1 tRNA gene is annotated in these 276 nt (G+C 36.6%); it reads left to right on the top strand.

Features of this window, described 5'->3' with window-relative positions:
• The first annotated feature begins 100 nt into the window (after nt 1-100).
• Nucleotides 101-177: transfer RNA gene (locus tag LQ609_RS12635), tRNA-Ile, on the top strand.
• Nucleotides 178-276: the final 99 nt, after the last annotated feature.

Here is a 276-nt window from a genome sequence, read left to right as displayed (position 1 = left end):
CTCCTTTCTAAGGATATTACGGAATGACCATTAGGTCATGGAATAACGGAGACATATTGTATTCAGTTTTGAATGTTTATTTAACATTCAAAAATAGATAGGGCCTATAGCTCAGCTGGTTAGAGCGCACGCCTGATAAGCGTGAGGTCGATGGTTCGAGTCCATTTAGGCCCACCATTTTTTTAATTGCACATTGAAAACTAGATAAGTAAGCAAATAGATTTTACCAAGCAATAAACCGAGTGAATTTCTAACGAAATTCAAGCTTAATAATCG

Origin of the sequence: Mammaliicoccus sp. G-M28, from assembly GCF_022386595.1 — a bacterium.
Classification (GTDB): domain Bacteria; phylum Bacillota; class Bacilli; order Staphylococcales; family Staphylococcaceae; genus Mammaliicoccus; species Mammaliicoccus fleurettii.
This window is presented reverse-complemented; position numbering and strand designations above follow the sequence as displayed.